Consider the following 26,352-nt stretch of genomic DNA (forward strand, 5'->3'; position numbering starts at 1 on the left):
GATTGAAAAATCATCATAAGGGCAGTTGTAAAGCCCTTATGATGATTAAGAGATGAATTATTTTTCCACTTTTTCTGGAACTACGATTTCACCGCTAGAAATTTTTTCTTTATATTCGTCAATAACAGCTTGTACGTCTGCTGGAATTGCACCACGAGAATCAGCAAGTTTAACACCATCTTCTGCTAGACCGTAGACAACTGTTGTACCACCTGGGAAATCACCATTTTTCGCTTTGTTTGAAAGGTCTACTACTGCTGAGTTAACACCTTTTAACATAGAAGTTAAAGTAATGTTTGTTTTATCATCTACTTTACCTTCATCGTATTGGTCAGCATCTACACCGATTACCCATACGTTCGCGTTAGGATCTTTTGCTTTACGTTCTTTTGCTTCAGAGAATACACCGTTACCAGTTGCACCAGCAGCGTGGAAGATAATATCTACGCCTGAAGAGTACATGCTGTTTGCAGCGATTTTACCAAGATCCGCTTTGTCAAATGCACCAGTATAGTTGCGTTGAATTTCGATATCAGGGTTAACAGCTTTAGCGCCTTCAACGAAACCAGCTTCAAAACGATTGATAACTGGAATATCTACGCCACCTACAAATCCGATTTTACCTGATTTAGACATTTTAGCAGCAGCTACACCCGCTAAGAATGCGCCTTCTTGCTCTTTGAAAAGAACATTTACAACATTATCAGCTTTTACTTCAGCATCGATTAATGCAAAGTGGTTATCTGGATTGTCAGCAGCAATCGCTTCTACAGCATCTGCCATCATGAAACCAATACCGAATACTAGGTTAAAGTCACGACGGATTAAGCTGTTTAAGTTTGTTTCATAGTCAGCGTCAGATGCTGATTGTAAATAGTCGAAACCACCAGTACCTTTTGATAGGTTGTGTTCTTTACCATAAGCTTGAACACCTTCCCATGCAGATTGGTTAAATGATTTGTCGTCCACGCCACCTACGTCAGTAACCATCGCTACTGAGAAAGTTTCCTCAGTGTTTTTGTCTCCTGATGTAGCATTGTCTTTTGCAGGTTTTTCTTCGTCCTTCGCACCACATGCACCTAGAATTGCACTTGCAGCTAAAACTGAAGATAATACTAAACCAAATTTACGTTTTTTCATTTTGTTAACCCCCCGAGGTATTGTAATTAGCAGGAAAATAATTTAGAAATGTTCTACACCCGTTTACGTACTACATGGAAGCTGAATTTATCAGCTCGGAAATAATTTTTTGAATACAGCACTACTTGATCATTATCATCATAATGGAGCTGTTTCAATACTAAAAGAGCAGTTTCACGACCACAATTTAGTATCGGTGATGCTTGTTCATGATACCCTACTGGATCAATATAAGTTACAGCATAGGCAACATGAATTTTTCCCGATTGTTCAAGTGCAGAGAAAAGTGAAACTTCTTTTTTGTCAACAAAGTCAGTAGGCAGGAAGCTTGCTGGTAATTTGTCTATACAATAAACTACTGGCTCACCATCTGCTGTTCTGACGCGTTCAATCGTGAGTATTTTATCTTCGCCATCACATTGGAAGCGTTTTAAATCTTCATCAGAAGGGATATTCTCCGTTGCCTTTAAAAAACGAGACCCTGGTTCCATACCTGCTGTTTCAATCATAGAAGAAATACTGGATAAATGCTCGATGCCTGAAGTAAACAACGGCTTAGGATTTACAAAAGTGCCAACCCCATGTCGACGCACAATCACATTTTCCTCTTCCAACAGTCGAAGCGCTTCCCTAAGTGTTGCTCGACTTACCCCTAGTGATTTCGATAATTCAAATTCTGAAGGAAGTTTTTCATTTTCTTTAAAAACGCCCGTCTCAATGTCAGACTTTAAACGATCAATTACTTGAAGATAGAGATGACGATGATCTGCTTTTATAGTCACATAAATCACCACCAAAATCAGAGATCAGACATCTGATGTACAACATTCCTACTAATCGTTCATAAATATAACATTTTTGCAGAATGAAATAAACTATTTTAAGCAAAATCAATTATAGAAATCATTTTTTCCTTCTTTTACTCGCAAACATTTGGACATAAATTCTGAAAAAAATGATTGTTTTTCCTTTTTAAGGAATCAATTATCATACTGATGAATAAGCACTTGTCGAGGCTTACTGCCCTCTGGAGGCCCGACAATACCGCGTTGTTCCATCTGATCTACTATGCGAGCAGCACGAGAATAGCCGATACGGAAACGACGTTGTAACATGGACACCGAAGCTGTTTGCATATTGACAACTAATTGGACTGCCTCGTCAAATAATTCATCCGTTTCTTCTAAAACTGTCTCTTCTTCACTCGGAATCATCTCTTCTTGGTACTGTGCTTTTTGTTGTTCTATAACAAAATTCACAACCGCTTCAACTTCCTGATCAGATAAAAAAGCACCTTGCACTCGTTTAGGTTTAGATGCACCTGCAGGTAAAAATAACATATCGCCTCGACCTAGCAAACGCTCTGCCCCGCCCATATCTAAAATCGTTCTGGAATCAATAGCTGATGACACTGCAAATGCTATTCGTGAAGGGATATTCGCCTTAATAACACCCGTTAAAACATCTACACTCGGTCTTTGAGTTGCTAAAATTAAATGAATACCCGCCGCACGAGCCATCTGCGCCAAACGCGTAATGGAATCCTCAACGTCATTTGAGGCTACCATCATTAAATCTGCTAACTCATCAACAATCACTACAATATACGGCAACTTCGGATGCTTTTCCTCTGTTTGCTCATTTACTTTTTGTACATGACCATTATAGCCTTCGATATTTCGAGTGCCCGTATGTGAAAATAAATCATAGCGTCGTTCCATTTCTGATACTACCTTTTTAAGTGCTTGTGACGCCTTTCGAGCATCAGTTACAACCGGTGCTAACAAATGAGGAATTCCATTATAAACATTCAATTCCACCATTTTTGGGTCAATCATCATAAGCTTGACTTCATGTGGCTTTGTTCGCATTAGTATGGATACCACAATGCCGTTTATACACACACTTTTCCCGCTACCCGTTGAACCCGCTACAAGTAAGTGCGGCATTTTATTAAGCTCTGCTAACACAGCTTGTCCAGTAATATCACGGCCTAGCGCTACTTGTAACAAAGAATCTGGCTTCGCTCCATCTTTTGATTCCAGCACTTCTCTCAATGTCACGATTGCTACCTCACTATTAGGAACTTCAATACCAATTGCCGATTTACCAGGAATCGGTGCCTCCATACGAATATCCTTCGCTGCTAGTGCTAAAGCGAGGTCATCCTGAAGGTTAACAATTTTACTTACTTTTACGCCGATATCTGGCAATATTTCATATTTCGTAACAGCAGGCCCTAAATGGACTTGCGTCACTTTAGCCTTTACCCCGAAACTTTGCAAAGTTTGCTCTAACTTTTTCGCATTTGCCTGAATTACGGAATATTCACCGCTTTGGTCATGCTGTGGAGGCATTTGCAAAAGATTGAATGAGGGAAGCTGATAATCTGCATTTTCTACAGCATCTGCACTTCCAATGTGGACGTCATCAATAAGCTCTCCTTCTTCAATTTCTACGTGCTCAGCAATTGGTGATGTCTCTTCTCGTTCATGTGAAACATTTTGTGTAAAGGCTGAGATAATTGGCTCATGAGAAACTTCCTCTTCCTCATGTACTTCATGGGCATGATTAACAGCTGCAACTTCGTCCGCCGTACTTTCTGCTCTTGAACGACGACTTTTTGCTTTTTTTGGTGCATTTTTTTTCTTTTCTCGCTGTTTTTTTTGCCATTTGCCAAAAAGTACAGGCATTTTTTCAGCTAAATACGGAACGAGTGCCTTACCCGTCACTAAAATTAAACCGATAAAGAAAATAACCCAAGCAACCACTTTTGCACCCGTCGCTTCAAATAATACATGGAGACCACTAAATAATAATGCGCCTACCATTCCGCCGCCAAGTGCATCACTTCGATGAACCACACCTTCTGAATTAATTAATATTCGCCACGACTCTCTCAGAACCGACTCAGATAATAATCCACCAGAGTTTGATAATTGCTCAAATAAAATTCCATGACTAAAAATAGTCAAGCTCATCACAATTAAAAGCATCCCTAAAATAAGTCTATCTTTCATACTTACTTTTTTCTGCCCAATCATTAGTAGCAATGCAACAAATATCAGCATAAATGGCACTGCAAAATGTAAATTCCCTAAAAGAAACATGGCAATTGTTTGTAAAATACGACCAATCATGCCATATTCAAAAATCATAATGACCGCAATTGCGATTAAGATGAGCCCTAAAATTTCGTACATGAGTGGATGCATTTCTTTTTTGTCAGATGTTGGTTTTGCTTTTGTTGTTTTTCTTCTTTTACTACTTGCCATCTTTTTCACCTTCTTTTGCAATCCATTCTATATATGTAGCGAATAATATCATGTAGAACCCGATTATTTCAAAAAAAGGATTTTCCACCGTTTTTAATCGGCTAGAAAATCCTTTCTTCTTCGCTACTTTCCCTTACCTTGCTCTAAAATACAACTTTCGCTAGAGGGCAAGTCCATTTTTCAAAGGTTGCTTGCTTAAGCAATGTTGCATTTTCATATAAGACATTCAGCAAACCTTTTGAAAATTCAATAGGCAACGCTACGTAAATGTCACGTTATTAGCAACGTGCGTAAAATAGTCGGTTAAAATTTTAATATTCCATAATGATTGGGATAATCATTGGGCGGCGCTTCGTTTTTTGGAATAAATAAGTATTCAATGTATCTCGAATCTCTTGTTTAATGTTTGTCCATTCAAATGTATCTTTTCCAACGTATTTTTCAATGACGTTTTTCGCAATTTCAGATGCTTCCACCATCAGTTGCTCTGATTCACGTACATAGACAAAACCACGCGATAAGATTTCGGGACCTGATGCGATTTTCTTTTGTGCTCGGTTTAATGTGACAACAACAATGAATATACCATCCTGGGATAATAATTTACGATCACGTAAAACAATGTTTCCAACATCGCCTACACCAATCCCGTCAATTAATACATTGCCGGCTTGTACTCGACCGCTCATACGCATTTTGCCGTTTTTATATTCTACTATATCACCTTTATCAGCGATGAAAATTTGTGATTTTTGCATACCCAACTGTTGAGCTAGTTTAGAGTGCGCAATAAGCATACGATATTCACCTTGAACAGGGATAAAGTATTTCGGCTGCATTAAATTCAGCATTAGCTTTAAATCTTCTTGGCTACCGTGCCCTGAAACATGGACATTTTTGCTCGATGTCAAAATTTCAGCGCCTGCTTTTGCAATGGAGTTCATCGTGTTAGCCATTTGTACTTCCATACCTGGAGACGGAGTAAACGTAATGAGTACTGTATCATTTTGTTTAATTTTAATATCTCGGTGATGCTTACGAACGATTTTTTCCAGCGCGTCTAGCGGTTCGCCTCTATTACCTGTTGCGATAATAATAATTTCTTCTTCTTGATATTTTTGCATCTCAGAGATAGGAATAATAGTATCTTCGTCAACCGTTAAATAACCTAACTGTACACCTAGATCAACAGCTTTTTCTAAAGGTTTCCCTACAATCGCCACTTTACGGAATGATTTTTGAGCTTGCGTTAATACTTGTTGAATACGAATGAAGTTAGATGCGTATACAGCTACTAAAATACGACCTGGTGCTGAATGGAAAGTTTTTGATAGTTGTTCCTCAATCACAATTTCAGATGTCGTATAGCCTGGTCGCTCTGCTTCACAAGACTCAGAAAGTAAAATAAATACGCCTTCTTCACCTAATTGCGCCATTTTTGCTAAATCTGGCTTGAACTTACCTGTCGCAGACTGATCGAATTTAAACTCCCCTGTATGAACAATCGCCCCTTCAGAAGTATGGAACACAACCCCTAATGAATCGGGAATACTATGTGTTGTATGGAAGAATGTCACATACGTAGAGTTGAAATTCATACGGCTTCGATTTGTTACTTCAAAGAATTTCACCTGATGTGGTGCAGGTAATTCCTTTAAATGTTCTTTAGCGAGCGCAATAGTTAATTTTGATCCGTACACTGGTGCCTTCACTTTTTGTAAAATATAAGCGATTGAACCAATAGCATCCTCGTGACCATGTGTTAAGAAAATTCCCTTAACACGCTCTTTGTTTTCTTCTAAATACGTAATATCAGGAATTACGATGTCAATGCCCAGCATCTCGTCTTCTGGGAACATTAAACCACTATCTACTACAAATAGCTCTTCGTCAATTTCTACTACGCACATTGCTTTTCCGATTTCGCCCACGCCACCTAGTGGAATGATGCGAATTAGTTCATTTTTCTTTTTTGTCAATTTGTTTCCTCCTAAAAAATATCCCGAACAGCAACCACTTATTTTCATTATACGGTTTGCAAAGCTTTTGCACAAATTAAAAATATAGCTAATACGATTATTTTAACCCCTATGGCGTAAAAATCCACTCCGCTTTCCACGGGCACAGTGTCAGTCACAACCCTTGCGTGCGCGCGGATTATTGCGTCTTACGCTCTGTTCGTTCCCACAGGAGTCTAAGTGGATTTTTACTTAGCTTGTCATTAAATTGTTTGAGTGCCTGGCACCGCAATGATAAAAAAACTATAGACAAACTCTTATGGCTGAGTTTGTCTATAGTATCATCTATCACTATCTAAAGCTTTTCGCTTTTTCTTGGTAGGTTTCCCATACTAAATCAAAGTTTGCTTTCTCTTCATCCGTCATTTCTACCATTGGTAGACGAACATTTAATGTATCAAAGCCTAATTTAGTCATCGCGTATTTTACTGGTGAAGGATTCGGTTGGGCAAACAATGCACGTACTAATGGTAATAATGCTCTATGAATTTTCGCAGCTTGCTTATGATTTCCTTCTTCAAACATTCGGATCATTAACTGCATATCATTTCCAACGACATGCGACGCAACTGAAATTACTCCTGCGCCACCTATTGCCAGCAACGGTAAAGTCAATCCGTCATCTCCACTATATACAAAGAAATTATTAACAGCTTCAACGTTTTCAATAATATCGCCCATTTGATCTAAATTCCCGCTCGCCTCTTTAATCCAAGAGATATTAGGAATTTTACTTAAATCAACAGACGTCTCATATGCAACGTTCACACCTGTACGTCCCGGTACATTATAAAGCATTACAGGCAGCCTAGTTTCTTTTGCAATAGTTTCAAAGTGCGCGTAAATACCTCGTTGGTTTGGCTTATTATAATAAGGTGCTACTAACATAATACCATCTGCACCATTTTCTTCAGCCTTATGCGTCATGGCGATAGAATAAGCCGTTTCATTATCCCCTGTACCCGCAATAACTGGTACGCGGCCTGCGACTTTCTCTACTGTAAATCTTACTACTTCAATTTTTTCTTCTGTGGTCATAGTTGGGTTTTCAGAGGTTGTGCCACATGCAACAATGCAATCCGTGCCATTATCTATTAAGTAATTTATAATACGTTCTAATTCCGAATAATTAATCGTACCATCTTCCTTAAACGGCGTTATCATTGCCGTTCCAATTCGACCTAAATTCATCCTTACACCCCTCTTATAGTAAGTTATCCTCAAGCATTGCTTCTGCAATTTGGATAGAGTTCAATGCAGCGCCTTTTAATAAATTATCTGATACGATCCAGAGATGGAATCCCTTTTTATTGTCTAAGTCTTGACGGATACGTCCTACAAAAGTAGCGTCTTCCCCTTCTGCGTAAATTGGCATTGGGTAAGTTTGTGTTGCAATTTCATCTTGTAATACAATTCCAGGTGCATGACGTAATACTTCGAAAATACCTTCAACTGTCGTATCTTTTTCTACTTCTATATAAACAGATTCAGAATGTCCTGAAACGACAGGTACACGTACGCAAGTAGCAGCTACTTTTAGCTCTGGTGCATGCATAATTTTCTTCGTTTCATTAATCATTTTCATTTCTTCGTATGTAAAGCCATTATCTGTAAATTTATCGATTTGTGGAATGACATTACGAGCAATTGGGAAATGACGTTTGTCGCCACCACTTGGTAAAATATTCGCTTCTACATCTTTACCTGCATCCCAGTTTGCGCTTTGTGCTTTTAATTCTTCAATTGCTGAAATACCTGCACCAGAAACTGCTTGGTATGTTGATACTAATACCTTCGTTAAGCCGAATGTCGCACGGATTGGTTCAAGTGCTGCAACCATTTGAATTGTAGAGCAGTTTGGATTTGCGATAATCCCATTATGTTTAGCAAGATCGCCGCGATTTACTTCAGGTACAACTAGCGGTACCTCTGGATCCATACGGAAATGGCTCGTATTGTCAATAACTACCGCCCCGCGTTTTGCCGCTTCAGGCGCAAGCACTGCCGATACAGAACCACCCGCAGAGAATAAAGCGACATTGACGCCTTCAAAAGCTTCTGGTGTCGCTTCTTCAATTGTATATGTCTTACCATTAAATTCGATTGGTTTTCCTGCAGAACGTGCAGAAGCTAAAAATTTAATATGTCCGATTGGAAATTTTCGTTTAATTAGTTGCTCCATCATTTTTGAACCTACTGCTCCTGTTGCCCCTACAACTGCAACTGTTAACTGCTTAGTCATCTGTCATCTCTCCTTGAATACAAGTTCCATAATGTGTGCTATTGTATCATAAAAATACTGAAAATTGTGTGCAATTAATGATTTATTTGAAATATTGTATCAACAGTGGTTGTAATTGCGTTTTGTGCGTAATTGCTGCATCAACCGTCTCGACCATTTGATTAAAATCAGCAATTAATGAATTCGGTTTTCCATGGGGTGAATCTTGACCAAATGGAATAAAGTAAATGTTTTTTGAATTGAGCAGTTTCATAATATTCATGCCGTTCAAGCCAAGAGCATCATTTGTGGAAATGCCTAGCACGACAGGCGAACCGTTTCGCAATGTTGCCTTTGCCGCCATCAGCACAGGGCTATCTGTAGCTGCATTGGCAAATTTACTAATACTATTACCGGTCATTGGAGCTATAACCATTGCATCCAATGGATTGGAAGGTCCAAATGGTTCTGCTTCTTTTATAGAAGAAATAACTTTTTGTCCTGTCAATTCCTCTATTTTTGCAATCCATTCTTCTCCTGTACCGAAACGTGTAGCGGCGTGTAATACAGAGTGGGTAATAATCGGGATAACTGTAGCCCCTGCATTGATAAAGTTTTGAATTTTGGGTACAACATCCTCATACGTGCAATGTGAAGCCGTAATGCCTAAACCAATTCGTTTACCCGTCAGCAATTTTCTTCCTCCTCTATTGCCTTGCACAAAATTTCTGCCGCATCATGTGCAAAGTATTTCCCAGGTAATGATGGCAATAGTACATATGTCTGCAACTGGTCAGCATCAATATCTAAACAGCCTGGCTCTGAAGCTAAATCATATAGCACAGCAGGCACATGGTCCTGAAACGATTCTGTAATCCATTTGGCAGGAATCGTATTGATGAAAATACCATCATGTATCGACCATTTTCGATCATCTAAATCAGACGCTTTATAGCCGTATGCTTTCGCTTCACTCACTTGTACCACTGAACGCGCAACAATATGCACGTTAGCACCCATCTTTACGAGTAAAGAAGCGAGCATTTTGGCGATGCGTCCAAAGCCTGCGATTGTGAAGTTTTGTCCGTAAATACATTTCTGCTCGAGTCCGTAGAACGTGGCGATAAATCCCTCCGCTGTCAACCTCGCATTTTGCCAAATAAAAGACTCTTGCTGTAAATAACAATTTGTTTCATTTTTTTCAAGCAACTGCTTCCAATGCATTGTTAATCGCCCAGTATAAAACTTAACTTGTGATATGCCATATAATTGTTCCACTTCTATTTTCAATGGAAGTATAGGTAGAATAATTTTATTGGGCTGGAACTCTAAAACAAGTTTATTTAACTCCTCATTCCAAACTGAAGTTCTTTTATAGAATACTGTACGTGAAGGGCTTCGCAGCATTGTTGCTAATTCTTTTAACCTTGAGTCCTCGCCGATCACCAGCCATTTTTCGTTTTCCAAAAGCTCACCTCACTGTAAAAATTCGGACTGTACCGTCGTTGTTTTGTTAAATAAAATACGATCTTCCCCAATTAAGATAATTTCATGCCATGGAATCATTTCACTAACTTTCACTTTCTTCTTTTGGAATGGTAACTTTTCTTTAATAATCTCAAATCCATGTATCTTTCCTGTCTGCACATCTAATAGGCATTCTGTGTGTGCCAGTATGCCAAAATGCACACCACCTTCAACCTGAATTAACTCTTTATCCACCATTTCAGATAATAGCATGCCTCATCTCCCTCCTTGAGCCGTTAACCCAATATATGCCGAGTTTTTGCAAATCGTGCCCGATATTGAAAGTACTTCAATGTTGCAACTTTAGGCTGAACTGTATATAGTGTATATATACAGTTTTTTTAAAAATGCGAGGTGAAAATTTGTGCATATCCATTTAAGCAATGCGAGTGATAAACCCATTTACGAGCAAATTACTGTACAGCTAAAAGAGGCAATTTTAGCAAATAAATTACAGGCTGGCGATGCACTCCCCTCTATTCGTGCACTCGCAAAGGATCTCAAAATTAGCGTAATGACAACAAAACGGGCTTATGCAGACTTGGAGCGGGATGGCTTTATTGAAACCGTGGCTGGAAAAGGTAGCTTTGTCACTGAACGCAACCAAGACTTTCTCCGTGAGGAATTATTGCGTCAAGTAGAGGAGCATCTGCAAAAAGCAGTAAGGACAGCCAAAACTGCAGGTCTTACAAAAGAGGATTTAGGAGACTTACTTTCGTTAATTGTAGAGGAGGACAACTAAATGAATTCCATAGAAATTCATGATTTACACAAAGTCTTTGAAGGCTTTTCATTAAAAGATATTAGTTTTTCAGTCCCACAAGGAACTGTTATGGGTTTTGTTGGTGAGAACGGTGCAGGGAAATCAACTACTATTAAATGCATGCTCAATTTATTAAAAAAAGAATATGGCGAAATTTTACTATTCGGCAAAGATATTGTCGAACACGAGCTTGCGATAAAAAACGACATCGGTGTCGTTTTCGACGAGTTACATGTTCCCGAAACGCTTAATGCGACGCAACTCGACAAATTTATGAAAAAGGTATTTAAGACATGGGATTCTACCTATTATTTTGAGCGATTGGCACAATTTAAAGTACCTGAGCGAAAAAAGGTAAAAGAGTTATCTCGAGGAATGAGGATGAAGCTGTCAATTGCATTAGCGTTGTCGCATCATCCAAAATTATTGATTTTAGATGAACCGACAAGTGGACTAGATCCAATTATACGTGATGAAATTCTCGACTTGTTTTTAGATTTTATGCAGGACGAGACACATAGCATTTTATTTTCTTCACATATAACGAGTGATTTAGAAAAAATAGCCGACTATATTACATTTATTCATAATGGTGAAATTTTATTTAGTGAAAGCAAGGATGTCTTGCTTTATGACTACGGTATTTTCAATGGGAACAAAGAGGAAGTAAGCGATTTACCAGAGCAAGCCATTATTCGCAAACGTAATGGCGCTTTCGGGCTTGAGGTACTTGTTCTAAAAAATGAAATAAGTGAAGCATTTACTGTTGAAAGGCCTACGATTGAGGATATCATGTTATTTTACGTGAAAGGTAGTGTTCAATTATGACTGCTCTTCTAGTAAAAGATTTAATGACCATTCAACGGCAATTAAAGACAAAAGTCCTTTTTCTTTTACCCATTCTTTTTATATCCATTGTGTTTGGGCAAGGATATTTTATTTATCCCTTTATTTTATTTATCCTAATTATTCAAGTAGTCACTGCTCTTACTTATGATGAACTATGTGATTTTGATAAATATGCCAATACTTTACCCATTCCAAAGAGCGAAATTGTCCTTAGTAAATACATGCTCAGCCTTTTTCTAATGTTTATCGCATTAATTATTGCGTTACCTATTGTTTTTATAATTAATCACTTCACCAACAATTGGGAAACAGCTAACTATTTCCTTACATTTAACCTTATTATTGCAGCAGCATTATGTATGCTTGCTTTATTATTACCAATCTATATAAAATTCGGCTCTATAAAAGGGAGATTCGTTCTTATTTTCCTATGCTTTATTCCAGGCTTGATTATCGGTTTGTTAGATGAGTACTTTGCGAATATTTTGCTAGTTGCTTCTAAACTACAACATTTGAGCTATCTCGCACCTTTTATCGGACTTTTTATTTTATGGTTATCTTCTCTTATTTCAATAGCAATCTATAAACGTAAGGAATTTTAGGAGGGAGGTTACATGCACTATGAAAGCTTTATTATGGCATAGATTGTCCATGCAAAAATGGTATATACTTTTAGTACTTATAATTAGTTTGTCCATTACTTTCATAAACTTACATTTTTTCAGTGACTCTTCTATCATCATATTTGCGTTAATTTTTTCTGCGACGATAGTCGAAAGCATGTATACGCAAGATCATAAAGCGAAGTGGGAACTGTTTGTTAATAGTCTTCCTTTAACAAAAAAGACACAGTTACAAGCGGATTATCTTTATTGCTACGGCTTAATTGCACTACTGTTTATCACATCTGCTCCTATTTATTTTTCACCGTTTTACGAACATAGCAATAGCTTCGAGCATTTCGCTATTTATTTCGCAAATATTAGCTGCGCCATTTTGCTTGTGTGTACGCAATTTTATACACACCATATAGAGGAGACTAAAGGGATGCGTTCCTTTAGAATGATAGTTTATATATTACTTATTTTTTTCATCAATTTTCCGATCCATTATTATTTATCAATGGTAGCTGTCAATTTGTCAGTCATTTTAATACCAACAGTCATTAGCGTCATCATCAGTATTTTCGTTTTTCAAAAATGCCATGTGCTGTATAGAGCAAAAGAGATATATTAATGCTAACAACAATTCTACTGATTAATAATATTCTTAAATAGGACGAGCCCCACCATGAAATATATGGCGGGGCTTGCTTTGTAAATACACGGTGAAGACTAATCTCTGTTGCCGGTTGTTCGCTTTCCGCGGGGCGTTGCTTAAGCGTCCACTCGGAGGGAAAATCAAACGCACACGTTTATGCTATTTTTTATCAATTACGACATGTTTTAATGTATCAGTAGTTACATCAATATCAAACGCTTTACCGAAGCCGACAACGTAACGACCTTCTAAAGGTGTTAGCTCAAATAGTGAAAAATCAAGTGTGCGTAATAATTGCATCATTTTCGCATTATGCACTTCATCGAATAATGTAAACACTTCCTCATAGCCTTCATTACCTAATAAAGTTGGTGTACATTGCCAACGTGCACGCTCTGTCGCAAACGGGTTAGCTGTCACCGCCTCGTCTGCTACACATAATAAATCTACAAATTGAGACTGCTCCATTAGTTTAAAATGTTCAGCAATTCGACTAATATAAACATAAAATTTCCCGTTTAGTCGCACAAATGGTGTAGTACTGCTGAACGGCTTACCTTCTGCATCTACAAGACTAAGCACACAACTTTTTTTACCTTGTATAAACGCTTCATAATCTTGTTTAATTTGGTCCATGTTAATTTCTTTTTGCATCCTAATTCCTCCTATGCCTTCACAGTACTTTTTAATTGAATTCGTGGAGCGGAATCCCATGATACATATTGAATTTCCGCTTCCATCCGATAAATTTGCTGAATCATTTCTTCTGTCATTACATCTTCTGGCGTACCAATTTGTGCTCGGTATCCATCCTTTACAACGACAATTTGGTCGCTATAACTAGATGCTTGATTTAGATCATGGAGTACCATAACAACCGTCATCCCCATTTCACGATTAAGCTCTCGTACTAATTCCAGTACTTCATGTTGATGGGCAATATCTAAATAAGTCGTAGGCTCATCCAATAATAAAATTTGTGGTCGTTGCGTCAATGCCATCGCAATCCATGCGCGTTGCGATTCTCCACCAGATAACGCCGCAATTGGTTGATCTCGATAATGCATTAACTGCGTTCTCTCTAATGCCCAATCAATGATTTCTTCATCTTCAGCATTTAAACGTTCAAACCATTTTTTATGTGGATAGCGACCATAAGCGACTAAATTTCGAACTGAAATATCTGCTGGTGCTTGATTTCGCTGACTAAGTATGCACATTTTCTGTGCAATTTCCTTAGACGAAAGTCGACGTATATTTTCGCCATCGAAGGTAATTGTCCCACCACTGTATGGCTGCAGACGTGCAATTGCCTTTAGTATAGTAGACTTTCCAGAGCCATTCGGCCCGATAATGGATAGTACCTCGCCTTTGTTGACATCAAATGAAAAATTATGGACAACTTCTTTTTGCTCATAACGGACAGATAGCTGTTCAATTTTTAACAATTAAAACGCCTTCTTTCGCATTAAATATAAGAAATAGGGTCCACCAATAACAGCCATAATAATCCCTGCTGGAATATCTAGTGGCGCGAATAATGTCCGACCACCTGTATCTGCAATAAGTAATACTATAGCGCCCATCGCCATACTCATCGGTAGCATGTACTTATAGTCTGAGCCTACAAGCATGCGCGCCATATGTGGAACGATTAAGCCGACAAAACCAATCATACCAATTGCCGCTACTGAGATAGCCGCTAAAAATACAGCTAAAATTGATAACATAATACGAATACGTGTTACATTTTCGCCGAGGTTCACTGCAACTTGGTCTCCTAAGCGAATTATATTCGCCTTTCGGATAGCAAAGATTGATATAATCCATCCGATAATCGCGTAAGGATAAATCATATGTAGCGAAGCATTTCCCTTCGCGGCAAGGCTACCATTTAGCCATTGCACAGCAGCTGGAAGACGATCACTATACATGATGGATAGGAAACCAATTATTCCGCCACCTAGTGCATTGACAGCAACACCTGACAAAATAATTGTAATTGGTGAAATACCGGAACGACGCCAAGCTAATGCGTAGACGATTGTTGCCGCAAGTAAGCCCCCAACAAATGCTGCAATCGGAATGTAATTTGTGAATTCCGGATTCGCTAACATAATAAGTAACACAAAGGCAGCAGCACCACTTGTTACACCTGTCAATCCTGGATCAGCTAATGGATTCCCCATCACCGCCTGCAATAGCGCACCTGAAATTGCAATATTTGCGCCAATAATTAATGCTAGTAATACACGCGGCAGTCGAATATCCCAAATTATCGTTGTATACACACCTTCATTTGTCCGGCCATTTAATATCGTTGATAGTATTTCTGGAATTGTAATATGGACACTTCCAAGTCCAATGGCAACAATCGCTGCTATTAATGTCAGCACAAAGGTAACGATTACAATTATGCGACTTCTCGTTGTACTAATCATAGTTAAACCTCATTCTTACTTGTAGAAATAATCTGCAATTGTTGTAAGTGCTGTTTCTACATTGGCAATGGAAGTCACACCAAACGTACTATAATCAAGCATATATATTTTGTCATTTTTATAAGCTGACAATTGCGTCCATGCACTATTTTTTTCAATTTCTTGCTTAAATTTATCTTCATTCGCGCCATGATCACCTGATGCTAATACGAAAATCATATCCGGATCAGCTACTACAATATCTTCTAAGTTCATTGGTGAATATGTTGAGTCTGCTTTTAACACTGATTGTGCAATATTATCTGCACCTAAACGTTCAACTAAACTACCTAAATATGATTTTTCGTTCATAACCATGAATGAATCAGATGTACCAATCACTAGCATTACAGATGGAAGCTCCTTGCCTTTCCCCTGTGTTTCTAGTTCATTTTCCTTCGCTACAATACTTTGTAGCACTTCATTCATTTGATCTTCTTTTCCAAAGTATGTACCAAGCACTTTGAAACTTAATTTTAAATCGTCATATGACTCTGTCGGTAAATATGCTGTTGGAATATTCATTCCTGTTAGTGCTTGATCCAATGAGCTTTGAAGAGCTGATGCCCCAATAATTAAACCTGTTTGTAAGCTTGAAATTACTTCTAAATCTGGTGCCATTGGTGAACCAATTTTCGTAATTGCCTCAAAATCTTTAGGAAGTGGATTTGTCGATGTTGGAACTCCCACTGGTGTAATACCTAATAGGTTAAGCATCTCTGTTAATGGAACTGATGTAGTGACAATCTTATCAGGCACCTCTGCCGGGAAACTTGCTAAAGCCTTTTGAAATGCTTCTTCATCTACGCCGTCTTCAAATGCTTCTGATGCATCTTCTTTTACATCTGTTGCTACTTCTTGTTGTTCTGGTTTATCTGCTTCTTTTTCTACACCTTTTTCTTCTTGCTTCGCACATCCAGCTAATGCACATACTATTACTAAAAGACTAATCCAAACCCACTTTTTCATATTTTCTATCTCCCTACTAATTGATAATGATATTCAATGTCATTCATAATATCAGACTTCATTGATAATAGCAACGTCTAATTGATAATATATTTTCCAATTGGAAAATATGCATAGCTTAAAGGGCGTCCCCCAGTAGTAGCATGTGAAAACCAATAACTAAATGAAAAAGAGAGGTATCCAACAATTGAATTGTGGAATACCTCTCTAGAGAATGTAGACAAAGAATGAAATTAAGGTGATTCGCTCCGAGTAGACGCTTTTCCACAGGAGTCTGACCAGCCTAAAAATTGTTTGGGTGCCTGGCACTTATTATGTTCACCTCAAAAACAGTAGGCGTTACTTATTTATTGGAGTAGGCGACACGACACTCTTGCAGAAACAGCACGAGTGGAAATGAACTGCAGTAGTTTAATTCGTTAACTTTGTCTATAAGCTAAAGCGAGGCATCCAACAATCAAATCGTTGGATGCCCCGTACCTCATAATAAAATATGAATTTTTTGTGACCTAGGGTTTTTTAAGCTTCAGGTCCGATAATTGAAATCGCCGGCTCTGCTTTTAATATTTTAGCAATGAGTCGATCAACTGATTCCATTGTTACAGCATCAATTGACGCTAATACTTCATCTACTGAACGATGTCTTCGATGAACTAATTCACTTGTACCATTACGATTCATACGAGCACCCGTACCTTCAAGACCAAGCACAAAGCTTCCTTTTAGCTGTTCCTTCGCATTATCTAGTTCTTCCTCAGTAACGCCTCCCGCTACAATATCAAGCAATGTAGCATCAATTGTATGTTGTAATTGCGATAGCTGCTGGCGACTTGCACTGCCGTAAATCGTAAATGCCCCAACATCCGCATAGCAAGATTGATAAGAGAAAATTGAATAAGCTAAGCCGCGCTCTTCTCGTACCTCTTGGAATAGACGGGAGCTCATGTTTCCACCAATAATATTATTTAAAGCAATAAAGCTATACATATCTGGGTCTTTGACACCGATTGCTGGATAAGAAAGTGCTAAATGCGCCTGTTCCGTATCACGCGTTTTCGTAATTTCTCCTGGATGGAACTGTGGATTTGTCAGGACCGGTACAACAGCAAGAGGTGAAGCCTTGTAATGTCCGAACAAGTTTTCAATCGTTGTTAATAGTGATGAAGATATATTTCCTGCCACAGAAATCACAATTGATTCTGGTCCATAATGTTTAGCCATATATTGTCGAATCACATCTGCAGTAAATGTTTTTAATGTAGCAGCCGTCCCTAAAATTGGTCGTCCTAGTGCATCATTTGGATACATTACTTCCCAAAGCTTTTCATGAACATCGTCATCAGGAGCATCTTCACTCATTAATATTTCTTCAAGTACTACTTGACGTTCCTTCTCTAATTCTTCTTCTGAAAATGTCGAATTAAAGAACATATCTGCAAGTATTGTTAAGGCAAGCTCCGCATGATGATCCAAGACTTTTGCATAATAGCATGTGTTTTCTTTTGAAGTAAAGGCATTTAGTTCTCCACCAATACGGTCAAACTCCTCTGCAATTTGGCGAGCAGTTCGCGTTTTTGTCCCTTTAAAAAGCATATGTTCGATAAAGTGTGTAATCCCATTTTCCTCTGGGAGTTCATAGCGGGAACCAGCATTGACAAATATGCCAAGAGCAACGGATCTTACATGATCAATTTGCTCGGACACAATACGCACACCGTTTTGACATGTATGTACTTGTACCAAATAATTTCCTCCTTTTACAACCGTTTTATTTGAAAAAGGCTGCGCATCATACGCAGCCTTTTTTTTATAAAATTATTTACCTTGTTCTGCGCGTTCTTTTTCCTCTTGAATAACTACTTTACGAGATAAGTTTACACGACCTTGTTTGTCGATTTCAATAACTTTCACAAGTAATTGATCGCCTAGTTTTAACACATCTTCTACTTGCTTTGTACGTTCTTCTTGAATTTCAGAAATGTGTAATAAGCCATCTTTGCCTGGGAAGATTTCACAGAAAGCACCGAATTTCTCGATACGTTTTACTGTTGATAAGTAGTATTCGCCAACTTTGGCTTCACGTACGATATCTTCAATAATTTGTTTTGCACGTGCGTTCATTTCTTCATCTGCTGAAGAGATGTAAATTGTACCATCTTGCTCTGTATCAATTTTTACGCCTGTTTCTTCAATAATTTTGTTGATTTGTTTACCACCTGGTCCAATTACATCGCGGATTTTATCTGGATTAATACGCACGATAACAATTTTCGGTGCATAAGCAGATAATTTCTCACGTGGCTGCGCAAGTGTTGCAAGCATTGATTCTAAAATATGCATACGACCAATTTTTGCTTGTGTTAATGCTTCTTCTAATATATTGCGTGATAAACCATCAATTTTAATATCCATTTGAAGCGCTGTTACACCTTTAGCTGTACCAGCTACTTTAAAGTCCATATCGCCAAGATGATCTTCCATACCTTGGATATCCGTTAAAATTGAGTAATGCTCACCTTTTTTAATAAGTCCCATCGCAATACCAGCAACAGGTGCTTTTAACGGAACACCAGCATCCATCATAGCTAAAGTAGAAGCACAGATTGAAGCTTGTGATGTTGAGCCGTTTGATTCAAGTACTTCTGATACACAACGGATTGTATATGGGAATACAGATTCATCAGGAATTACTGCTTCAAGTGCACGCTCACCTAAAGCACCGTGACCGATTTCACGACGACCTGGACCACGAATTGGACCAGTTTCCCCTACAGAGAATTGAGGGAAATTGTAGTGATGCATAAAGCGTTTAGATTCTTCTACACCTAAGCCGTCAATAATTTGTACATCGCCAAGTGCACCTAAAGTACAAATTGAAAGAGCTTGAGTTTGTCCACGTGTAAATAATGCCGAACCGTGCGTACGTTGTAATAGCCCTGTTTCTGAAGAAAGTGGGCGAATTTCATCGAGTTTACGACCATCTGGACGGATTTTATCTTCTGTAATTTGGCGACGAACTTCGTCTTTCACCATTTTATCTAAAATTGTATGCACTTGTTTCATTGTTGTGTCATCAGCTTCTTGTTCTTCATAAGAAGCGATAATACGGTCTTTCACCGCTTTGATAGCTTCATCACGTGCATGTTTTTCAGCAGTTTGAATCGCATCATGCATTTCCGTTTCACACGCTGCTTTAATATCAGCTTGAATCGCTTCATCAATTTCAAACAATGTGACAGGTATTTTTTCTTTCCCTACTTCAGCAATAATTTGCTCTTGGAAAGCAATAATTTTTTTAATTTCTTCATGACCGAACATAATAGCTTCTAACATTACTTCTTCTGGTACTTCTAAAGCGCCTGCTTCAACCATGTTAATAGCATCTTTGTTTCCAGCGACAGATAAATGAACTGTTGAAATTTTAGACTGCTCCACTGTTGGGTTCACGATGAATTCACCATCAATATATCCAACTTGTACACCAGCAATTGGGCCACCGAATGGAATATCAGAAATTGCTAATGCTAATGATGAACCGACCATAGCTGCCATTTCAGACGTGCAATCAGGATCATTAGACATAACCATTGAAATTACTTGTACTTCATTACGGAAACCATCTGGGAACATTGGGCGAATTGGACGGTCAATTAAGCGGCTTGCTAAAATCGCTTTTTCCGATGGACGTCCTTCACGTTTAATAAAGCCGCCAGGAATTTTACCCGCTGCATATAAACGTTCTTCGTAGTTTACTGTTAATGGGAAGAAATCTAGTGGTTTTGGTGATTTTGACATTGTTGCTGTTGCAAGTACAGAAGTATCACCATAGCGTACTAATGCTGCTCCATTTGCTTGTTTTGCTAACTGTCCTACTTCTATTACAAGTGGACGGCCAGCCCATTCGTAGGAATAGACTTTCTTTTCGTTCATTCAATGAACCCCTCTCTATTATAAAAACACTTACTCGTCTGTATGTACTAATAGTAAGTGTACCAAAAATGCTTGTTCTATGCTAAATATTTCATGAAATAATCATACATTTAAATTCAGTTATTGCCAATTTATTTAGGATTTATTTCTTAATTTGGTTTTAATGGCGGTTTTACTTGCTTTTGTGCTTATATTTTGATTTAATTTGGCTATTTTTTGCAATTCATGTTTATAGTAGCCTACATATAAAGATTATTTCGTTTAATTTGCACTTAGTCATTCGCTTTCCATTTGTAAGTATCAATCTCTTGGTAAATACTTAAGAATAGCTAGAAAGTTTTAAAAACATAAAGAAAAAGCGGGAATAATCCCGCTTTTCGATTGTCAATTAGCGACGTAAGCCTAAACGATTGATTAGTTCACGGTAACGTTGAACGTCAGTTTCACGAAGATATTTAAGTAAGTGACGACGACGACCTACCATTTTTAGAAGACCACGCTCAGAGTGGAAATCTTTTTTGTGTGTACGTAAGTGAGTGTTTAAAGCGTTGATTTCAGCTGTTAAAACTGCAACTTGTACTTCTGGAGAACCAGTGTCACTTTCGTGAGTACGGTACTCAGCGATAATTTCGTTTTTACGTTCTTTTGTAATAGCCATTTGTATTGACCTCCTAAATAATTGTTTAATCCCCATTAGCACAGTAAACGTTGGAGTCATCGGTATACCGAGCTAAGGTTAAGCACTTTATGCACTTATGAATGTTACCATAAAATAAAAGGGCAAGCAAGTAATAACGTTGTTCTGCCAAACGTCTAAGCATTACCGACCTCAAGCAAATAGTACTGAGTAAGCTGAACAGTGCTGTAAAAGATAGTGATTCCAGCCTATTTAATACCATTTCACTCTGCATTCATTTTGACACAGTCTATTTAATTACGTTAAAAAAGTGAATAGCCTCTTGCTTATCTTTTTCTATTTGTGTTTTTAACGCTTCGATTCCGTCGAATTTACGCTCGCTTCGAATACGTTTATACCAAGCAACCTGCACTTCCTCACCATAGATGTTTTTCTCGAAGTTTAAAATATGAACCTCGATAGACAGTTGCTTGTCATTGGGATCTTTAAATGTTGGTTTATAGCCTACATTACATACACCATCATACCAATTATTTTGCACAAGTAGACGAACAGCATACACACCACTTGCTGGAATGTATGTACCTTCTAATGCTTGAACATTGGCAGTAGGGAAGCCTATCGTACGTCCACGTTTATCGCCATGCACGACAATACCTTTTATGTCAAAAGGTCGCCCTAGAAGCATTCTTGCTGCCTCCATATCCCCCTCCTGCAATAACTTACGAATACGCGTTGAGCTAATTTTCTCAAGCGCATCGGTTTTCTTATCGACAACTGTTACACCATACTCCCCATTACTTAATGCACGCATATCTTCCATTGTGCCTTTACCAAATGCACCAAACGAAAAATCAAAGCCTGCAGTAACGTGTTGAATGTTTAATCCTCGAATAAATGTATCAATAAAAGCAGCAGGTGACAGCTTTGCAAAGTCCGATGTAAAATGTACAACAAATACAGTATCTACACCTTGTTCTTCAAACAACTGCAATTTCTGCTGTAATAATGTAATATAGAATACTTTTTCATTTCGTCCGCCTAGCACTAAAGATGGATGCGGATCAAATGTCATTACGGCTGTTGAGATTTGTCGCTTGTCCGCCTCTTGCTTAGCAGCATCAATAACCGCCTGATGTCCAATATGTACACCATCAAAAAAGCCAATTGCCAATGAGTAAGGCTGTATGCTTTCTCGTTGCTGTAATTGGTGTGGGTATTTTAAATGAATAACCTCCATACAAAAAATCCTCCTACTCTATCGTCGGAAACATTTTATGTGGTTTCATGTACCCTTCCTTAGTCGGATGGGCTTGATAAACCGCAAATGCTTTTCCTTTGATTCCAAACACAATTTTATCATGCACCTTTAATAATGCATCTGCTGGAAGCACTTGTCCATTGAAAATTTCTTTTTCATTAGCGGAAGTTATTTCAATATATGGATAGTCTGATAGTGCGTATTCTACAGGAAGTATGCATGTATTGACTTGTTCATTTTCCATTAATTCTGCAACTTGTGCCAGTGTAAAGCAATTGTCTTGCGTAAATGTACCTGATGCTGTTCGCACAAGCTCATGCATATGTGCAGGATATCCAAGTGCTTCGCCAATTTGTACAGCAAGTGTTCGAATATACGTACCTTTGCTACATGAAATCCGTACAGGGAATGTAATTTCATGCCCTTCGTAAATTTCCTTCTCATCAAGTAGCTCTAATGCATATATTGTAACCTGTCTTGTTGGTCTTTCAACAGTCTCACCTTTACGAGCATATTCATATAAACGTTTGCCATTTACTTTTACAGCTGAAAACATCGGTGGGGTTTGATTAATAATACCAGTTAAGGAAGCTAATACATCGAGCAGCTCAGCACGTGTAAATGTCTTATTTGTGTTATCTTCTGCAACTGTTTCTCCTTCGGCATCTTCAGTTGTCGTTGTGCGTCCAATTGAAATCACTGCCTCATAAGTCTTACCTGCATCTGTTAAATATTCTGCAATGCGGGTTGCCTGTCCGATACAAATTGGAAGAACACCTTCCACTCCTGGATCTAATGTACCCGTATGGCCTACTTTTTTTGTACGCAATATTTTTCGTAATTTAAAGACGCAATCATGACTTGTCATGCCTCGTTCTTTCCACAGTGGTAAAATACCATTCATAAAAATCCCCCTTTAACAAAATTGCATAAAAAAAGTCTGCCTGCATGAAGATGCATGTGGCAGACTTTTACTGTTGTGCTTATTCTTTGTGTAAACCACGTAGTAACGAATCAATACGGTTCCCATATTCAATCGATGAATCGAATTCAAAGATTAACTCTGGTGTTCGACGTAAACGGATACGAGAACCGATTTCTGAACGGATAAAGCCAGCAGCTTTAACTAAAGCTTTTAGCGTTTCTTCACGTTCACGTTCATTTCCTAAAGATGTAATATAAATTGTTGCTTGTTGTAAATCACCTGTTACATCAACACCAGTAACAGTTACGAAGCCAACACGTGGATCTTTAATTTTACGGCCAATAATATCACCAAGCTCTTTTTTCATTTGCTCAGCAACACGGTTTGAGCGTAGAGACATAATTAGTCACCTCAATTTCGATGTTCAAATATTTGCGCTACAGGCAAATGATGATGGCGCATGTTCATACGCCTCATCAGGCTTCCTGCAACTATCGCAAATATCCTTACTACTTATAAATAGTCTCGCCACACATTAAGCTGTTCCCAGGACGGATTTGACTCTAAATAATGAAGAGCATGATTGATTTCACGCTCCGCTGCTTCTTTCGAGGAAGAAACAGCAACAAGCGCTAATTTCGTACGTTGCCATACATTTTGATGGTCAATTTCCGCAATGGATACATTAAACTTCTGTTTTGTGCGAGTAATCATACGCTGTAAAACAGCGCGCTTTTCCTTTAACGAATGGGCAGTTTGAACGATAAATTCTACCTCAACGTATACAATCATTATGCACGTTTAATTTCTTCCATAATGTAGGCTTCAATGATGTCGCCTTCTTTAATGTCATTGAAGTTTGTAATCGTTATACCACATTCGTATCCTCTTGCAACTTCTTTTACTTCGTCTTTGAAACGTTTTAATGTATCTAATTCGCCTTCGAAAATCACGACGTTGTCACGGATGACACGTACGCCTGAGTCACGTGTTACTTTACCTTCTGTAACGTAAGAACCAGCAATCGTACCTACTTTTGATACTTTAATTGTTTGACGAACTTCCGCTTGACCAATAATTTTTTCTTCAAATTCTGGGTCTAGCATACCTTTCATCGCTTGCTCGATTTCTTCGATTACTTTATAAATAACACGGTGTAGACGAATATCTACGCCTTCTTCTTCCGCTGCACGTTTTGCATTAGTATCAGGTCGTACGTTGAAACCGATAACGATTGCATTCGATGCTGCTGCAAGAGAAATATCTGATTCTGTGATTGCGCCAGCGCCTGTGTGAATAATTTTCACATTTACGCCTTCGACATCAATTTTCATTAGTGAAGCAGCCATAGCTTCTACAGTACCTTGAACGTCAGCTTTAACGATTAAGTTTAACTCTTTCATTTCGCCTTGGCTCATTTGTTCGAATAAGTTATCAAGCGTTACACGTTGTTTTTCAGAACGTTGTGCTTGAATAGCTGTCATTGCACGTGTTTCCCCAACTTGACGAGCTGTTTTTTCGTCTTCGAATACAACGAAGCGGTCACCAGCTTGTGGCACATCGTTTAATCCAGTAATTTCTACTGGCGTTGATGGGCCAGCTTCTTTCACACGACGACCTTTATCGTTGACCATAGCACGTACGCGACCGTAAGCGTGACCAACTACGATAGGATCGCCGACTTTTAATGTACCGTCTTGTACTAATAGTGTTGCAACAGAACCACGACCTTTATCAAGTTGTGCTTCAATTACAGTACCAAGTGCTAAACGATCTGGATTTGCTTTTAACTCTCCAACTTCGGCAACAAGTAAGACCATTTCTAACAATGTGTCAATACCTTCACCTTTTAATGCTGAAATAGGGACGAAAATCGTTTCGCCACCCCAAGCTTCAGGTACAAGACCATGCTCAGTTAATTCTTGCATTACACGATCAGGGTTTGCTGATGGTTTATCCATTTTGTTGACAGCAACAATAATTGGCACTTCTGCAGCTTTAGCATGGTTAATCGCTTCAACTGTTTGAGGCATTACACCATCGTCTGCCGCTACTACTAAAATTGTTAAGTCTGTTACTTTCGCACCGCGCGCACGCATTGTTGTGAATGCCGCGTGTCCAGGTGTATCAAGGAACGTAATCTTTTTGTCGCCTTCAGTTACTTGGTATGCACCGATATGTTGTGTAATACCACCAGCTTCTCCAGCCGTTACTTTTGTATGGCGGATTGAGTCTAGTAACGTTGTTTTACCATGGTCAACGTGACCCATAATTGTTACTACAGGAGGTCGTTCTGATAATTCAGCATCATTAACTTCCTCTGTTTGTTCGAAGTGCGTTTCTAAATCCGTAATATCAACGCGGATTTCTTCTTCAACTTCTACACCGTAGTCTGCACAAATTAACTCGATTGCATCCTTATCTAATTCTTGGTTAATTGTAGCCATAACACCAAGCATAAATAATTTTTTAATGATTTCAGATGGCTCACGGTATAATTTTTTAGCTAATTCAGCTACAGAAAGTGATTCAACAAATGTAATTTTTTCTGGTAATTCTTTTTGTTTCATTGGTATTGATGGTTGATGCGTTTTTGGATGACGGCGTTTACCGCCGTGAATTCCTGGTTTTGGACGTTGGTTGTATCCACCGCCGCCTCTACGATTATTATTATTATTGTTGTTATTATTATTTTGTGTCATATTTCGATTTTGATTACCTTTAGTATTCTTAGATTTTTCGTTAGACGAATTTGAGTTTTGTTGCGTTTGTTGATTGTAATTATTCGCTTTCGGCTTAGAAGTAGCAGACTGCTGCTTTTGTCCATCTTGCTTTTTCACCGATTGCTGTGGTTTTTGTTGTCCATTCGCTTGAGATCGTTGTGTTACATTTTGAGTAGGCTGTTTTGCGTCTCTTTTATCTGTTGGTGCTTTAAATGATTGATTTAACTTTACCACTGTATCTTTCTCCAACATGGACATATGGTTTGTTACACTCACATTTAATTTACTTAGCGCTTCAATAACCTCTTTACTCGATTTATTCACTTGTTTGGCATATTCATGAACTCTGATTTTGGTCATCTGCTCACCCCCGA

General features: G+C 38.4%; 25 protein-coding genes. 4 read left to right on the forward strand and 21 right to left on the reverse strand.

Annotated elements, in window-relative coordinates; all coding sequences use genetic code 11:
* Positions 1-57: 57 nt before the first annotated feature.
* From ACIP9C_RS07035 to ACIP9C_RS07075, 9 genes are all read right to left on the reverse strand, one after another.
* On the reverse strand, positions 58-1,140 hold the full coding sequence (locus ACIP9C_RS07035) for a BMP family lipoprotein (RefSeq protein WP_401009428.1): 1,083 nt from the start codon (positions 1,138-1,140) through the stop codon (positions 58-60).
* Positions 1,141-1,193: 53 nt separating this feature from the next.
* Positions 1,194-1,922, reverse strand: a complete 729-nt coding sequence (locus ACIP9C_RS07040) for a GntR family transcriptional regulator (protein ID WP_139860220.1) — start codon at positions 1,920-1,922, stop codon at positions 1,194-1,196.
* Between the two features lie 198 nt (positions 1,923-2,120).
* On the reverse strand, positions 2,121-4,415 hold the full coding sequence (locus tag ACIP9C_RS07045; protein WP_401009429.1) for an FtsK/SpoIIIE family DNA translocase: 2,295 nt from the start codon (positions 4,413-4,415) through the stop codon (positions 2,121-2,123).
* Positions 4,416-4,726: 311 nt separating this feature from the next.
* Positions 4,727-6,394, reverse strand: a complete 1,668-nt coding sequence (locus tag ACIP9C_RS07050) for a ribonuclease J (protein ID WP_401009430.1) — start codon at positions 6,392-6,394, stop codon at positions 4,727-4,729.
* Positions 6,395-6,724: 330 nt separating this feature from the next.
* Positions 6,725-7,624, reverse strand: coding sequence for a 4-hydroxy-tetrahydrodipicolinate synthase (gene dapA, locus ACIP9C_RS07055; protein WP_401009431.1), 900 nt, complete (start codon positions 7,622-7,624; stop codon positions 6,725-6,727).
* 13 nt (positions 7,625-7,637) lie between these two features.
* Complete coding sequence (locus ACIP9C_RS07060; RefSeq protein ID WP_401009432.1) at positions 7,638-8,675, reverse strand: aspartate-semialdehyde dehydrogenase; 1,038 nt, start codon at positions 8,673-8,675, stop codon at positions 7,638-7,640.
* Between the two features lie 82 nt (positions 8,676-8,757).
* Positions 8,758-9,348, reverse strand: a complete 591-nt coding sequence (locus tag ACIP9C_RS07065; RefSeq protein ID WP_401009433.1) for a dipicolinate synthase subunit B — start codon at positions 9,346-9,348, stop codon at positions 8,758-8,760.
* Positions 9,342-10,121, reverse strand: a complete 780-nt coding sequence (locus ACIP9C_RS07070; protein ID WP_401009434.1) for a dipicolinate synthase — start codon at positions 10,119-10,121, stop codon at positions 9,342-9,344. Before ACIP9C_RS07070 ends, ACIP9C_RS07065 begins: the two co-directional genes overlap by 7 nt.
* A gap of 9 nt (positions 10,122-10,130) precedes the next feature.
* On the reverse strand, positions 10,131-10,394 hold the full coding sequence (locus ACIP9C_RS07075; protein WP_173477709.1) for a YlmC/YmxH family sporulation protein: 264 nt from the start codon (positions 10,392-10,394) through the stop codon (positions 10,131-10,133).
* Positions 10,395-10,545: 151 nt separating this feature from the next.
* On the opposite strand from ACIP9C_RS07075, the gene ACIP9C_RS07080 reads away from it, so the two are divergent.
* From ACIP9C_RS07080 to ACIP9C_RS07095, 4 genes are read left to right on the forward strand one after another with little or no spacing between them, the layout of a single operon-like run.
* Complete coding sequence (locus tag ACIP9C_RS07080) at positions 10,546-10,923, forward strand: GntR family transcriptional regulator (protein ID WP_401009435.1); 378 nt, start codon at positions 10,546-10,548, stop codon at positions 10,921-10,923.
* Positions 10,924-11,772: an ABC transporter ATP-binding protein gene (locus ACIP9C_RS07085; RefSeq protein ID WP_401009436.1), complete on the forward strand. Its 849-nt coding sequence runs from the start codon at positions 10,924-10,926 to the stop codon at positions 11,770-11,772.
* A complete protein-coding gene (locus ACIP9C_RS07090; RefSeq protein ID WP_401009437.1) occupies positions 11,769-12,395 on the forward strand; it encodes an ABC-2 transporter permease in 627 nt (208 codons plus the stop codon). The genes ACIP9C_RS07085 and ACIP9C_RS07090 overlap by 4 nt, the downstream gene beginning before the upstream one ends.
* A 19-nt stretch (positions 12,396-12,414) precedes the next feature.
* The gene (locus ACIP9C_RS07095) at positions 12,415-13,029 is read left to right on the forward strand and encodes an ABC-2 transporter permease (protein ID WP_401009438.1); all 615 of its coding nucleotides are present in this window, start codon (positions 12,415-12,417) and stop codon (positions 13,027-13,029) included.
* Between the two features lie 183 nt (positions 13,030-13,212).
* Here ACIP9C_RS07095 and ACIP9C_RS07100 read toward each other — a convergent pair whose 3' ends face one another.
* From ACIP9C_RS07100 to infB, 12 genes are all read right to left on the reverse strand, one after another.
* Positions 13,213-13,707, reverse strand: a complete 495-nt coding sequence (locus ACIP9C_RS07100; protein ID WP_401009439.1) for a HugZ family pyridoxamine 5'-phosphate oxidase — start codon at positions 13,705-13,707, stop codon at positions 13,213-13,215.
* Positions 13,708-13,718: 11 nt separating this feature from the next.
* Complete coding sequence (locus ACIP9C_RS07105; RefSeq protein WP_401009440.1) at positions 13,719-14,501, reverse strand: ABC transporter ATP-binding protein; 783 nt, start codon at positions 14,499-14,501, stop codon at positions 13,719-13,721.
* On the reverse strand, positions 14,502-15,494 hold the full coding sequence (locus tag ACIP9C_RS07110; RefSeq protein WP_401009441.1) for a FecCD family ABC transporter permease: 993 nt from the start codon (positions 15,492-15,494) through the stop codon (positions 14,502-14,504).
* Between the two features lie 15 nt (positions 15,495-15,509).
* Positions 15,510-16,502, reverse strand: coding sequence for an ABC transporter substrate-binding protein (locus ACIP9C_RS07115; RefSeq protein WP_401009442.1), 993 nt, complete (start codon positions 16,500-16,502; stop codon positions 15,510-15,512).
* A gap of 519 nt (positions 16,503-17,021) precedes the next feature.
* Positions 17,022-18,245 carry a M16 family metallopeptidase gene (locus ACIP9C_RS07120; protein WP_401009443.1) on the reverse strand — a complete coding sequence of 408 codons (1,224 nt, stop codon included), beginning with the start codon at positions 18,243-18,245 and terminating at the stop codon, positions 17,022-17,024.
* A 72-nt stretch (positions 18,246-18,317) separates the two neighbouring features.
* Positions 18,318-20,432, reverse strand: coding sequence for a polyribonucleotide nucleotidyltransferase (gene pnp / locus ACIP9C_RS07125; RefSeq protein ID WP_173477719.1), 2,115 nt, complete (start codon positions 20,430-20,432; stop codon positions 18,318-18,320).
* A 388-nt stretch (positions 20,433-20,820) separates the two neighbouring features.
* A complete protein-coding gene (gene rpsO / locus ACIP9C_RS07130) occupies positions 20,821-21,090 on the reverse strand; it encodes a 30S ribosomal protein S15 (protein WP_008178982.1) in 270 nt (89 codons plus the stop codon).
* A 268-nt stretch (positions 21,091-21,358) separates the two neighbouring features.
* Positions 21,359-22,309 carry a riboflavin biosynthesis protein RibF gene (ribF, locus tag ACIP9C_RS07135; protein WP_401009444.1) on the reverse strand — a complete coding sequence of 317 codons (951 nt, stop codon included), beginning with the start codon at positions 22,307-22,309 and terminating at the stop codon, positions 21,359-21,361.
* A 13-nt stretch (positions 22,310-22,322) separates the two neighbouring features.
* Positions 22,323-23,234 (reverse strand): tRNA pseudouridine(55) synthase TruB, encoded by a 912-nt coding sequence (truB, locus tag ACIP9C_RS07140; protein WP_401009445.1) that lies wholly within the window; start codon positions 23,232-23,234, stop codon positions 22,323-22,325.
* A 79-nt stretch (positions 23,235-23,313) separates the two neighbouring features.
* Positions 23,314-23,655: a 30S ribosome-binding factor RbfA gene (gene rbfA, locus ACIP9C_RS07145; protein WP_024361990.1), complete on the reverse strand. Its 342-nt coding sequence runs from the start codon at positions 23,653-23,655 to the stop codon at positions 23,314-23,316.
* 113 nt (positions 23,656-23,768) lie between these two features.
* Positions 23,769-24,047, reverse strand: a complete 279-nt coding sequence (locus ACIP9C_RS07150; protein WP_401009446.1) for a DUF503 domain-containing protein — start codon at positions 24,045-24,047, stop codon at positions 23,769-23,771.
* A complete protein-coding gene (infB, locus tag ACIP9C_RS07155; RefSeq protein WP_401009447.1) occupies positions 24,047-26,338 on the reverse strand; it encodes a translation initiation factor IF-2 in 2,292 nt (763 codons plus the stop codon). Before infB ends, ACIP9C_RS07150 begins: the two co-directional genes overlap by 1 nt.
* Between the last annotated feature and the right edge of the window lie 14 nt (positions 26,339-26,352).

Source organism: Lysinibacillus sp. NPDC093210, from assembly GCF_044753985.1.
Classification (GTDB): Bacteria; Bacillota; Bacilli; order Bacillales_A; family Planococcaceae; genus Lysinibacillus.

Bases quoted from the DNA above. Each gene is read 5' to 3' on its own strand.
- ACIP9C_RS07090 (WP_401009437.1), top strand. From the start codon at position 11,769: ATGACTGCTCTTCTAGTAAAAGATTTAATGACCATTCAACGGCAATTA.
- ACIP9C_RS07150 (WP_401009446.1), bottom strand. From the start codon at position 24,047: ATGATTGTATACGTTGAGGTAGAATTTATCGTTCAAACTGCCCATTCG.
- ACIP9C_RS07110 (WP_401009441.1), bottom strand. From the start codon at position 15,494: ATGATTAGTACAACGAGAAGTCGCATAATTGTAATCGTTACCTTTGTG.
- ACIP9C_RS07085 (WP_401009436.1), top strand. From the start codon at position 10,924: ATGAATTCCATAGAAATTCATGATTTACACAAAGTCTTTGAAGGCTTT.
- ACIP9C_RS07045 (WP_401009429.1), bottom strand. From the start codon at position 4,415: ATGGCAAGTAGTAAAAGAAGAAAAACAACAAAAGCAAAACCAACATCT.
- rbfA (WP_024361990.1), bottom strand. From the start codon at position 23,655: ATGTCTCTACGCTCAAACCGTGTTGCTGAGCAAATGAAAAAAGAGCTT.
- rpsO (WP_008178982.1), bottom strand. From the start codon at position 21,090: ATGGCTATTACAAAAGAACGTAAAAACGAAATTATCGCTGAGTACCGT.
- ACIP9C_RS07095 (WP_401009438.1), top strand. From the start codon at position 12,415: ATGAAAGCTTTATTATGGCATAGATTGTCCATGCAAAAATGGTATATA.
- ACIP9C_RS07060 (WP_401009432.1), bottom strand. From the start codon at position 8,675: ATGACTAAGCAGTTAACAGTTGCAGTTGTAGGGGCAACAGGAGCAGTA.
- dapA (WP_401009431.1), bottom strand. From the start codon at position 7,624: ATGAATTTAGGTCGAATTGGAACGGCAATGATAACGCCGTTTAAGGAA.
- infB (WP_401009447.1), bottom strand. From the start codon at position 26,338: ATGACCAAAATCAGAGTTCATGAATATGCCAAACAAGTGAATAAATCG.
- ACIP9C_RS07100 (WP_401009439.1), bottom strand. From the start codon at position 13,707: ATGCAAAAAGAAATTAACATGGACCAAATTAAACAAGATTATGAAGCG.
- ACIP9C_RS07035 (WP_401009428.1), bottom strand. From the start codon at position 1,140: ATGAAAAAACGTAAATTTGGTTTAGTATTATCTTCAGTTTTAGCTGCA.
- ribF (WP_401009444.1), bottom strand. From the start codon at position 22,309: ATGGAGGTTATTCATTTAAAATACCCACACCAATTACAGCAACGAGAA.
- ACIP9C_RS07115 (WP_401009442.1), bottom strand. From the start codon at position 16,502: ATGAAAAAGTGGGTTTGGATTAGTCTTTTAGTAATAGTATGTGCATTA.
- pnp (WP_173477719.1), bottom strand. From the start codon at position 20,432: ATGAACGAAAAGAAAGTCTATTCCTACGAATGGGCTGGCCGTCCACTT.
- ACIP9C_RS07075 (WP_173477709.1), bottom strand. From the start codon at position 10,394: ATGCTATTATCTGAAATGGTGGATAAAGAGTTAATTCAGGTTGAAGGT.
- truB (WP_401009445.1), bottom strand. From the start codon at position 23,234: ATGAATGGTATTTTACCACTGTGGAAAGAACGAGGCATGACAAGTCAT.